This is a genomic window from Peptoniphilus sp., assembly GCF_034090345.1.
In the GTDB taxonomy this organism is placed as follows: Bacteria; Bacillota; Clostridia; order Tissierellales; family Peptoniphilaceae; genus Peptoniphilus.
On record NZ_JAXDSS010000044.1, the window covers coordinates 1 to 11,233 of the forward strand.

General features: G+C 31.3%; 10 protein-coding genes and 1 other RNA gene. All 11 read left to right on the forward strand.

Annotated elements, in window-relative coordinates; genetic code table 11:
• An RNA gene (gene rnpB / locus SOR77_RS03245) (RNase P RNA component class A) lies at window positions 1-213 on the forward strand; the annotation flags it as partial.
• A 131-nt stretch (window positions 214-344) separates the two neighbouring features.
• Window positions 345-1,292 (forward strand): C40 family peptidase, encoded by a 948-nt coding sequence (locus SOR77_RS03250; RefSeq protein ID WP_414153383.1) that lies wholly within the window; start codon window positions 345-347, stop codon window positions 1,290-1,292.
• A 129-nt stretch (window positions 1,293-1,421) separates the two neighbouring features.
• The gene (locus SOR77_RS03255) at window positions 1,422-2,588 is read left to right on the forward strand and encodes an S-layer homology domain-containing protein (RefSeq protein ID WP_320635765.1); all 1,167 of its coding nucleotides are present in this window, start codon (window positions 1,422-1,424) and stop codon (window positions 2,586-2,588) included.
• Window positions 2,589-2,614: 26 nt separating this feature from the next.
• Window positions 2,615-3,310, forward strand: coding sequence for a tRNA threonylcarbamoyladenosine dehydratase (locus tag SOR77_RS03260; protein WP_320635758.1), 696 nt, complete (start codon window positions 2,615-2,617; stop codon window positions 3,308-3,310).
• A 1-nt stretch (window position 3,311) separates the two neighbouring features.
• Entirely contained in the window at window positions 3,312-5,492 is a 2,181-nt protein-coding gene (locus SOR77_RS03265; RefSeq protein ID WP_320635759.1) for an ATP-dependent helicase, read from the forward strand.
• The gene (gene ligA / locus SOR77_RS03270; RefSeq protein WP_320635760.1) at window positions 5,492-7,459 is read left to right on the forward strand and encodes an NAD-dependent DNA ligase LigA; all 1,968 of its coding nucleotides are present in this window, start codon (window positions 5,492-5,494) and stop codon (window positions 7,457-7,459) included. The genes SOR77_RS03265 and ligA overlap by 1 nt, the downstream gene beginning before the upstream one ends.
• The gene (gatC, locus tag SOR77_RS03275) at window positions 7,449-7,730 is read left to right on the forward strand and encodes an Asp-tRNA(Asn)/Glu-tRNA(Gln) amidotransferase subunit GatC (RefSeq protein ID WP_320635761.1); all 282 of its coding nucleotides are present in this window, start codon (window positions 7,449-7,451) and stop codon (window positions 7,728-7,730) included. Before ligA ends, gatC begins: the two co-directional genes overlap by 11 nt.
• Before the next feature lie 8 nt (window positions 7,731-7,738).
• Complete coding sequence (gene gatA, locus SOR77_RS03280; RefSeq protein ID WP_320635762.1) at window positions 7,739-9,175, forward strand: Asp-tRNA(Asn)/Glu-tRNA(Gln) amidotransferase subunit GatA; 1,437 nt, start codon at window positions 7,739-7,741, stop codon at window positions 9,173-9,175.
• Window positions 9,175-10,593 carry an Asp-tRNA(Asn)/Glu-tRNA(Gln) amidotransferase subunit GatB gene (gene gatB / locus SOR77_RS03285; protein WP_320635763.1) on the forward strand — a complete coding sequence of 473 codons (1,419 nt, stop codon included), beginning with the start codon at window positions 9,175-9,177 and terminating at the stop codon, window positions 10,591-10,593. Before gatA ends, gatB begins: the two co-directional genes overlap by 1 nt.
• The gene (locus SOR77_RS03290; protein ID WP_320635764.1) at window positions 10,590-10,988 is read left to right on the forward strand and encodes a hypothetical protein; all 399 of its coding nucleotides are present in this window, start codon (window positions 10,590-10,592) and stop codon (window positions 10,986-10,988) included. Before gatB ends, SOR77_RS03290 begins: the two co-directional genes overlap by 4 nt.
• Before the next feature lie 57 nt (window positions 10,989-11,045).
• The coding region (locus SOR77_RS10225) for a helix-turn-helix domain-containing protein (RefSeq protein ID WP_414153384.1) at window positions 11,046-11,233 on the forward strand (188 nt) is incomplete at its 3' end.

Consider the following 11,233-nt stretch of genomic DNA (forward strand, 5'->3'; position numbering starts at 1 on the left):
TAAAAGGGTAAGGGTGGAAAGGCGAGGTAAGAGCTCACCAGGTTTTCAGTGATGAAAATGCTATGTAAACCCCATTCGGAGCAAGACCAAAATAGGATAAAACAGATGTTGCTCGCATCTGCCGGTAGGTAGGTCGCTTGAATTATTTGGTGACAAATAATCTAGATAGATGATTGGACTAGACAGAACGCAGCTTATAAACTTACTCTTTTTTATTTTAAATAAAAGATTACAAAATATTAAACCTTTTTTAACTTTTTTGTAATCTTTTATTGCTTTTTTGTTACCACTTTGTTATACTTTAAAAAAGATAAGAAGTCTATAAAGTATAAGGAGTGTTTTTATTGTTTAATATAAGTAAGAGGGTGCCTCTAGGAGTTGCAGCTCTAGCAGTTGTTTCCATATTAGGGCTAAAGGATACCGGAATTTTTATAAGCGACCACGTACAAACTACTTATAGCGGAAATCAAGTTTATTTTGAAACTGGTGAAAAAGCAGAAATTATAGAAACTTCTGCCAGAGGTTATGTAGTTGCAAAAGGTGCAGCTAAAGTAACAATACCGATGTCAAAAATTGCTGTAACAGAAGTTACAACATCAACATATAAAGTCATACAATCAGTAGCAATTAAAAATGATGAAAATCAAATTTTGAGGAATTTATTTTTAGGGGAAATTGTTACTTTAAATTCTAAAAATGATGGAACATTTAATGTCACCACAGCAGATGGAATAACAGGAAATGTAGCTGTGGAAGCACTTGAATTTATTTCTTCTAGTGTTAAATCAGTTAATAAGGAAGAAGCAATTGCTAAGGCTAAAACCTTTGGTGGAAATGAGATAAAGATGACTGTTACTAAGAGTACAGCTAGTGTAGCTACTGCATCAGCAGCTGCTTCATATTCAGCTGAAGTTGCTAGTTCGACAGCTCAATCGGTTATATATTCAGCTTCAAATAAATTAGGGGCTCCATACATATATGGTTCAACTGGTTCAAGTGGATATGATTGTTCAGGATTAGTTTATGCAGTTTACAAAAATGAATTGGGATTAAATCTTCCAAGAACATCTAGGGAACAATCTAAATATGGAAAGCAAGTATCCAGAAATGAATTACAACCTGGAGATTTAGTATTTTTTAACACTAGTGGAAGCGGTGTTTCTCATGTCGGTATATATAAGGGAAATGGATATTTCATTCATGCTTCAACTAGTCAAGGGAAGGTAATAACTTCGAATTTAAGTGAAGATTATTATAATGACAGATATGTAAATGCAACAAGGGTATTATAGTTTTTAATTTAATATTTATGTAATCCAAGGGTAACCTTGGATTTTTTAATTATTGGATAAAACGGTTGTTAATGTGATAAAAACTTATGTTATAATAAGAAGTATTATGGAGGTATGGAATTGAAAAAGATGAAATTTACAGCTATATTATTGGGCGCTGTTACATTATTTAGTGGTTCGGTTTATGCAAAGTCTTTCAAAGATGTAAAACAAGACGGTCAATTTAAATGGATTTATTCAGAACTAAATATGCTATCTGATAGGGGTATATTTGGAGGGTATCCAGAAGGAGATTTTAGACCGAATAATCCAGTTTCTTTTTTGGAAATTATACAAGTTATAAAAAATATTAAGCATCCATCTGTTTCGGAATTAGAAGAAGCAAGGACTAATTATTTAGAAATAATTAAAAGATATAATGTACCTCATTGGGCTTATGATTCAGTAGCGTATGCTTTAAATAATAATACAATAACAGAAAAAACTGTAGAAGAAGCTGAAAAGAGAGGTTTTTTAAGAGATGAGAATCCAACTTATCCCAATAGAAATTCTGTTACAGTTTATTTTGGAAGAGCATTTGGATTTTCCGGAACAGGAAATACTCAAATTTTAAAACATTCTGATTTACAAAATGTACCTGAAGTAACATTAGGTTATTTATCAGAATTAGTTAAAAATGGGATATTTTCCGAAACTGGTAGTGAAGGGAAATTTAATGGGACAAATTATATAAGAAGAGCAGAAGTCGTGTCTATTGCAGCAAAGTCTTTAAAATTCTTAGAAAAAAATGATGTTAAAACAGATGATTTAATAGATGACACGTTGACAAATAAAAAAGATGAGACTAATCCAAATGCATTAGAAGAAGTTTCAGGAGTTATAGATTTTGTAGATATTAGTAAAAATATAATTAAAATAGCATCCAAAGAGTACATTGTTTTTTCTTCAACAAGTGTAAATGGTTTAGAAGGATATAATTTTGAAAATATAAGTAAATTAAATGGTGCAAGAGTAACTTTGAAACAAATTGACGGTATTGTTAAAGAGATTAAAGTACATTCTCATTTAGAACATGAACAATACAATGCTAAGTTTGTTGGCAGAGTTACTGGAAAAACGACAGAAAATAATACAAATAAATTGAGTATTAATATTTTGGTATCAAATAATGCTGAAATAGTTTCTGGGAGCGATGTTGAGATTAAAACGTTAAATAATTTTAGTGTAGGAGACATCATAACTTTTGATGCCAGAATTGAAAAGGGATATATTGTAGAGGTGAATATAAAGAGGTGAAGGTTGGGCCTTCACCTTTATAGGTTATGAATTTTTTACAACGTTCAGAGATAATAATTGGAAAAGAAAATATAGAGAAATTAAAAAATTCAAAGATTTTAGTTTTTGGAGTAGGAGGAGTAGGCGGAAGCTTAGTCGAAAGTCTTACAAGAGCTGGAATAGGACAAGTTGATATAGTTGATAGAGATGTATTTGATATAACCAACTTAAATAGACAAGTTATGGCTACTTTAGATACTGTTGGGAATTCAAAGGTTGAAGAGACTAAGAAGAGACTTTTAAGTATTAATTCTGATTTGATATGTAATTCTTTTTTTAAAGATCTAAATGAAAAGACTATAGATGAATTTGATTTAGAAAGTTATACATATATTGCAGATGCTATAGACTCTGTTAGCTCAAAAGTTCTTCTTGCAAAAACTTGTGAAGATAAAAAAGTAAAGCTTATTTCTTCAATGGGGGCAGGAAATAGGTTAGATCCGACAAAATTTATGATATCTGATATATCAAAAACTTATAATGACCCTTTGGCGAAGGTTATGAGGAAAAAGTTGAAAGAAGCTGGTGTAAAAAAACTTAAATGTGTTTTCTCTACAGAGCTGCCAGTAAAGCCTATATACACTTTGGAAAAGAGTTCAACACCTGGTTCGATGTCCTTTGTACCATCGGTGTGTGGTATGGTTATGGCGTCACAAATTGTTAGAGAAATTATAGGGGAATAACATGAATTATAAAGATTTAAATGATAGGCAAAGTGAAGCGCTTTATCAAACTGATGGAGCTGTTTTAATATTGGCCGGAGCCGGTTCTGGAAAGACAAAAGTAGTTACAAATAAGATAGCTTACTTGATAGAAGAAAAAAATATATTCCCAAGTTCTATTTTGGCAATAACATTTACAAACAAAGCGGCTAAGGAAATGTTAGAAAGAGTGAATAAACTTATTGATGAAGAGGCAAGTTTAATGTGGATAGGTACTTTCCACTCTATTTGTATGAGAATTTTAAGGAAAAATATTGAGAGAATAGGATATACATCTAATTTTACAATATATGATTCAGGTGATCAAAATACTCTTGTTTCAGACTGTATAAAAGAGCTTAATTTAAGTAAGGACGTTTATAAGAGTAGAGGAATATTAGCTACTATTTCTCATTTAAAAAATGAAGATATAGACCCTGATTCATATATAAAAGAACAATATGTAGATTTTTATGCAAGAAATGTTGGTGAGATATACTCACTATACCAATCCAAACTTAAAAGCAATAATGCTCTTGATTTTGACGATTTAATAATAAAGACAGTTGAATTGTTAGAAGAGAATGAAGATATTAGAAAATTTTATAATTTAAAATTTAAGTATATATTTGTAGATGAGTATCAAGACACTAACAATATGCAGTATAGATTTATCAGACTTATAAGTGGAGAAAATCCAAACTTGACAGTTGTTGGGGATAATGACCAATCCATTTATGCGTGGAGAGGTGCTGATATATCTAATATTTTGAATTTTGAAAGAGATTTTAAAGATGCAAAAGTAATTTTACTTGAGCAAAATTACAGGTCCACAACAAATATATTAAACATTGCAAATAATGTTATAAGATATAATCCAAATAGAAGAGATAAAAGTTTATGGAGTTCTAAGGGTGCTGGAGAAAAAGTAAAGTATAGGCAATTTAGACACTCTTCAGAAGAAGAACATGGTGTAGTTCAAAGAATTCAACAGTTAAATTATAAGGGCTATAATTATTCTGATATGGCCATTTTATATAGAACTAATGCTCAATCAAGAGGATTTGAAGAAGCTTTAGTAAGAGAAGCCATACCTTATAAAATGATAGGTGGACTTAAGTTTTATGATAGAAAAGAAGTCAAAGATATAATGGCTTATTTAAAACTTATACAAAATACAAGTGACGATGTAGCTCTATTGAGAATAATAAATGTTCCAAAGAGAGGGATAGGAGATAGTACAACGGCTAAAATTTCTGAATATGCGGCTCCAAGAGGAATGAGTTTATATGAGGTTATATCAAGCAAAGAGTGCATGGATGAATTACAACTAAGAGCTCAAAAGAAACTTAAAGAATTTAGAGATTTGATAGAGTTGCTTAGAAATCATATTGATGATTTAGGACTATCTGAATTTATAGAGAGAGTTATTTACGAATCAGGTTATGTAAGAGAATTAGAGGCAGAAAATACTGTAGAAGCCAGAACAAGAATAGAAAATATAAGAGAACTTTTGTCAACAGCTGTTGACAGTGAAAGAAGAGATGAAACAGTGACATTAGAAGATTTCTTGGCAGGAGTTTCACTGTTATCAGATGTAGATAAATCAAGTGATGACAAAGGCGTAAATCTTATGACCATACACTCATCAAAAGGTTTGGAATTTAAAGTTGTATTTTTAGTGGGACTTGAAGAAAAGTTATTCCCATCATCCAGGTCTATTGAAGAAGATGAGGATGTTGAAGAAGAGAGAAGGCTTTGCTATGTTGCTGTGACAAGAGCGGAAGAAGAGCTTTATATAAGTTCAGCTGAAACAAGAACTATGTATGGTAGAACTACACCAAGTTTAGAGTCGAGATTTATTAATGAAATGGGAGAAGATTTGGAAAAGATCAAACCGGAAGTAGAATATAAATCTAGAACACATTTAGTAGAAGTAAAAGATTTCACACAGTATAAACCTAAAAAAGAAGAGAAGAAGCAAGTTGATAAAGCTGTATTGGAACTTTCAGTAGGGGATAAAGTGTTCCATAAAAAGTGGAAAACAGGTATGATAGTATCTAAGACAGAAAAGGGCAACGATTATGAAATAGTGGTTTCTTTTGATGGCAAAGGGCTTAAAAAACTTATGCTTTCAATGGCACCGCTGACATTGGTGGAATAATGGATAGAATAAAAGAATTAGTTAAGTTATTAAATGAACATAATTATAGATATTATACTATGGATAATCCATCTATATCTGATAAAGAGTATGATAAATTATACAATGAGTTAAGAGAGTTAGAAAGTTCTACTGGAATAATTTTAGCCGATTCTCCAACAAACAGAATTGGTGGAGAAGTACTAGATAAGTTTGAAAAACATGAGCATATCAGACAACTTTATTCAATGGATAAGGCTCAGAGTATAGAACAATTAGTTTCATGGCATGAGAGAAATTCCAGAACGTCTCAGCTACTTGGAATAGAACTAGATTATGTTGTGGAATTAAAATTTGATGGGCTAACTATAAACTTAACATATAAAGATGGCAATCTTTTTACTGCCTCAACAAGAGGAAATGGAAGTGTTGGAGAAAAAATTTTAGAACAGATAAAGACTATCTACTCTATTCCTTTAACAATTGATTTTAAAGGTACTATGGAAGTTCAGGGAGAAGGCTTGATGCCACTTCATGAACTTGAAAGATATAATAAGACTCATGAAGAAAAATTAAAAAATGCTAGAAACGCAGCGGCAGGTGCACTTAGAAATTTAGATCCAAAAGTTACAGCTCAGAGAAATTTAACTGCTAATTTTTATAACATAGGATATATAGAGGGAAAAGATTTTGAATCTGACCTTGCTATGAAAGAATTTTTGAGAGAAAATAGATTTAAAGTTGACTCTCACTACTACCATTGCAAGAAGATTGATGAAGTTATAGAAGTGATAAGTAAAATATCTGAAATTAGAAATACCTTAGATATATTGATTGACGGTGTTACTGTAAAGGTAAATAATTATAGATTGAGAGATGCGTTAGGGTATACAAACAAATTTCCAAGATGGGCAATAGCTTATAAATTTGAAGCAGAGGAAGTAATTACAAAACTATTAGATGTGATTTGGAATGTTGGCAGAACTGCAAAGGTAACTCCTTCAGCGGTTCTTGAACCTGTAGAGATAGGTGGGGTTACAATTCAAAGAGCAACACTGAACAATTATGATGACATTTTAAGAAAAAATGTGGAAATAGGCGGCAATGTAATTATAAGGCGTTCTAATGATGTTATACCTGAAATACTTGGTTCTGTGCCTACAGATGAACCAACTAAAAAAATTGAAAAACCTGTAAATTGTCCTTATTGTGGAAGTGAACTTTATCAAGATGGAGTGCACATATTTTGTCCAAATACAATGAGTTGTGTACCGCAATTGGTTTCAAGACTAACTCATTTTGCATCAAGAGATGCCATGAATATAGAGGGCTTGAGCGAAAAAACTATAATGCAGTTATTAAGTGAACTAAACATAAGAGAAGTTCCTGACTTATATAGATTGAAAAAAGAGGATTTATTAGAGTTAAGAGGGTTTAAAGACAAAAAAGTAAATAATTTATTGCAAGCTATAGAATTATCGAAACATGTGAACTTGAATAATTTTATATATGCACTTGGAATAAGAAATGTTGGTATAAAAAGTGCTACAGATTTGGCTAAGAATTATAAAAGTTTCGAAAATTTTAGATTTGCAAAATATGATGAGTTAGTGCAAATTGAAGATGTAGGACCGATTACAGCTAAGGATATAGTTGAATTTTTAAATGATGATAAAATTTCATACTCAATAGATGAATTATTAGAACTTGGGATAGAGCCTACTTATGAAGAGGTTGTTCAAGAAGATTCAAAATTTACAGATAAAAAAGTTGTAATAACCGGTAAATTATCAATTCCAAGAAAAGATTTAGAGTCTATTTTAGAATCAAAGGGTGCTAAAATAGTATCAGCAGTCAGTAAAAATACAGCTTATGTAATAGCTGGAGAAGATGCCGGTTCAAAATATCAAAAAGCGATAGATTTGAATATAAAAGTTATAGATGAACAAGAATTAATTGAAATGTTAGGAGGAAGTTATGAATATTGAGGAAATTAAACATATAGCGGATATAGCTATGATAGAGTTTAGTGAAGAGGAGTTAAAGGGATTCCAAGATAATTTTAATGAAACTTTTGCATTAGTAAATGAGATTAAAAATTTAAGTTTAGATGATTTAGAGATGACTTTTCATGTAAATGACACAATTAATAATCTAAGACCAGATGAAATTAAAAATAGTTTGAAAGTTGAAGAAGCTACCAAAAATACAGCTGAAGAAAAATACGGATATTTTAAGATAATTAAGTTTGTAGAGTAGGAGGCAAAATGGATTTAACAAAATTAAAAGGTCATGAACTTATAAAAGGATATGAAAATAGAGATTTCAGTTGTAGAGAAGTCACTGAAGCTTATTTGAAAAATATAAAAGAAAAAGATGAAGAAATCAATGCTTATATAACTGTAACAGAAGAATTAGCACTTGAGAGTGCAAGTAAGGTAGATAAAAAATATGAAAATAGAGAGTACTTAGGTCTACTTGCGGGAATTCCAACGGCAATAAAGGACAATGTTGCCGTAAAAGATGTGAGAATGACTTGTGCTTCTAAGATGTTAGAAAATTTTATATCTCCTTATAATTCAAATGTATCTGAAAATATATTAGAATGTGATGGCGTTATTCTTGGAAAAGTAAATATGGATGAATTTGCAATGGGAGCGACTACAAGAACATCATATTTTGGAAATACAAAAAACCCATTAGACACAAATCTTGTTCCAGGAGGGTCAAGTGGAGGCTCTGCAGCAGCTGTAGCAAGCCATGAGGCAGCTATAGCAATAGGAACTGATACTGGAGGCTCAACAAGACAACCTGCAGGTTTCTGCGGGATTGTAGGGTTTAAACCTACGTATGGAACTGTATCAAGATATGGTGTGTCAAGCATGGCAAATACATTTGATACTGTTGGTACAATGGGAAGAGATGTAGAAGATGCTCATCTGTTGATGAAATCTATTGCAGGAAGAGACTTAAGAGATGCAACTTCGATAAAAAATGATTCTATTTTTGATGAAATAGACTATGAAAATTCAAACTATTTAAAAGAAATGAAAATAGCAGTTCCTAAAGAATATTTAGCTATGGATTTAAACTCTACTGTTATGAGTAATTACAGAGAAACCATAGAAATTTTAAAAAGAGAAGGAGCTAAAGTTGAAGAAGTTTCATTAAAATCTCTTGACTACACTATACAAACTTATCACATATTGGTAAATGGAGAAATAGCTTCTAATTTAGCAAGATTTGATTCTCTAAGATATGGACATAGAACGAACAGTGAATATTCTTCTTACGAGGAAATGTTTAAAAAGAGTAGAGCTGAAGGTTTTGGAGAGGAAGTTAAAAAGAGAATTATGGTGGGAACTCATATATTGAGTTTAGACTTAGCAAATGAATATTATTACAAAGCATTGAAAGTAAGAACAATGATAAAAAATGAATATGAAGATATATTTAAGAATTTTGATTTGATATTAAGTCCAACTTCTCCTGTACTGCCTTTTGAATTGAATTCAGATATGACACCGGTTGAAATGTATCAAGCTGATTTATTTACTATTCCTGCGAATATGTCAGGCTGTCCTTCTATATGTGTGCCATTTAAGAATTCGGGTTTCCCTACAGGAATAATGTTTACAGCAAGTAGATTTAAAGATAGTAAATGTATTAAAGCTGGAGTTGGCTTTGAAAGGAGTGTGAAATAATGGGCTATAAAACAATTGTTGGGCTTGAAATCCATGTTGAACTTTCTACTAAGACAAAAGCTTTTTGTAGTTGTGAAAATGCTTTTGGTGGCGAACCTAATTCAAGAGTTTGTCCAGTTTGCTTAGCTCTTCCAGGGGCAACTCCAGTTCTTAACGAACAAGTTGTCAAATACACTGTAATGTCAGGTTTGGCATTAAATTGTACAATCAGCCACAATTCAAAGTTCGACAGAAAAAATTATTTCTATCCTGATTTGACTAAAGGATTCCAAATAACTCAAAATTATATGCCTCTTTGTACAGAAGGGTATTTAGAAATAGATGGTGACGAAGGACTGAAAAAAGTAGGAATTTTTCAAATTCAAATGGAAGAAGATACTGGGAAGTCTTTACATTCAGATGATGAAACATTACTTGACTATAATAGGTGCGGGGTTCCACTTATTGAAATTGTTTCAAAACCTGATATGAATTCAGGAAGAGAAGGAAGAGAGTTTTTAGAAAAGTTAAAAAATACTCTAAAATATATAGGTGTGTCTGATGTAAAAATGGAAGAGGGTTCTTTGAGATGCGATGTAAATGTCAACATCAAAGATGAAGAAACTGGCAAGAAAACAGCTGTTACAGAGGTTAAGAACTTAAATTCATTTAGAGCTGTTGAAAAAGCTATAGATTATGAAGTGCAAAGACATATTAAAATCCTTGAAAGCGGAGAGGATGAGCCAAAGACGACTAGACGTTGGGATGATGTAAACAATGAAACAGTATTGATGAGAGTTAAATATACTGCAGCTGATTATAGATTCGCCCCGGAAGGTGACTTGGTTTCTGTAGTTATAGATGATGAATATATAGAACAAGTTAGAAAAGAACTTCCTGAGCTGCCAGAAGCTAAGAAGGAGAGATTTATGAATGAATATGGTCTTTCTGAATATGATGCCAAGATTCTAACTTCAACTAAGCAACTTTCAAATTATTTTGATGATGTAGCTAAGAATTTTGATGATTATAATATGGTTAGTAACTGGATAATGACAGAGGTTTTAAGGCGTGTAGATGATTTAGAAAATGGATTTAGTTTGCCGTTTGAAAAAGAAGAATTTATAGAGCTATTAACTGTAATAAAATCAGGTAAAATTAACAACAACGCCGGTAAAAAAGTTCTTAGAGAGATGTTTGAGACTTCAAAAAAACCTATGGAAATAATTGAAGAAAAGGGTCTTATCCAAGTTTCTGATGACTCACAAATAGAAGCATGGGTTGATGAGGTATTGAGGGAAAATCCTCAATCCATAGAAGATATAAAAAATGGTAAGGACAGAGCTTTTGGTTTCTTAGTTGGACAAGTTATGAAGAAATCTAAAGGTAAAGCTAATCCGGGAGTAGTTAATGAAATTTTAAAGAGTAGAGTACAATGAAAGAAAATAGATATACAGTTTTTTTAGCTTATTTTATTGGATTAGCTGCTATTTTAATATTGAATTTTTTTCTTGGCTGGATAACAGTGAAATATAAGAGTGAAAATGGTTTTGTTACATTTTTGATATTTTTAATACCACTTGTTAAAGGTATAATAATTGGTGGTTTATCAATTCTAGTGTATAAATTACAAATTATTTTCAACAATAGATATTTTATATTTTTGACAGTTGTATTTTTTGGTTTAGTAGTAACTTTACCAATACCTATATCAGGTTTTATAAAGTTATATTTAGGCGCAATGGCTTTGGCAACTTTGTTCGGAAATAGTAAAAGAGATAAGTTGATAAGTGATATACAAAATAAAAAATCAAAAAAGATAAAAAAGAAATAGCATTTCGCAATAAAAAAGGTGATGTTGCAGAATAGATGATTCTACTCTGCAACATCCATATCTGAAAAATTAGATGTTGGAAAATCTACAGTATTCGCATGGTCAAAAGCATACAGAGAAGATTCTGTAAACGCATTAAAAAATAAAAAAAGACAAGGCAATCATAGAAATCTCTGCTTTGAAGAAGAAAAAGAATTCCTAAAGCAATTTGAAGAAAAAGCAGAAAGTGGACAAATAGTAACAGC

What these genes read in the sequence shown, in the direction of transcription:
- SOR77_RS03290 (WP_320635764.1), top strand. Translation starts at nt 10,590, where the DNA reads ATGAAAGAAAATAGATATACAGTTTTTTTAGCTTATTTTATTGGATTA.
- gatC (WP_320635761.1), top strand. Translation starts at nt 7,449, where the DNA reads ATGAATATTGAGGAAATTAAACATATAGCGGATATAGCTATGATAGAG.
- gatB (WP_320635763.1), top strand. Translation starts at nt 9,175, where the DNA reads ATGGGCTATAAAACAATTGTTGGGCTTGAAATCCATGTTGAACTTTCT.
- SOR77_RS03260 (WP_320635758.1), top strand. Translation starts at nt 2,615, where the DNA reads ATGAATTTTTTACAACGTTCAGAGATAATAATTGGAAAAGAAAATATA.
- gatA (WP_320635762.1), top strand. Translation starts at nt 7,739, where the DNA reads ATGGATTTAACAAAATTAAAAGGTCATGAACTTATAAAAGGATATGAA.
- SOR77_RS03255 (WP_320635765.1), top strand. Translation starts at nt 1,422, where the DNA reads ATGAAATTTACAGCTATATTATTGGGCGCTGTTACATTATTTAGTGGT.
- SOR77_RS03265 (WP_320635759.1), top strand. Translation starts at nt 3,312, where the DNA reads ATGAATTATAAAGATTTAAATGATAGGCAAAGTGAAGCGCTTTATCAA.
- ligA (WP_320635760.1), top strand. Translation starts at nt 5,492, where the DNA reads ATGGATAGAATAAAAGAATTAGTTAAGTTATTAAATGAACATAATTAT.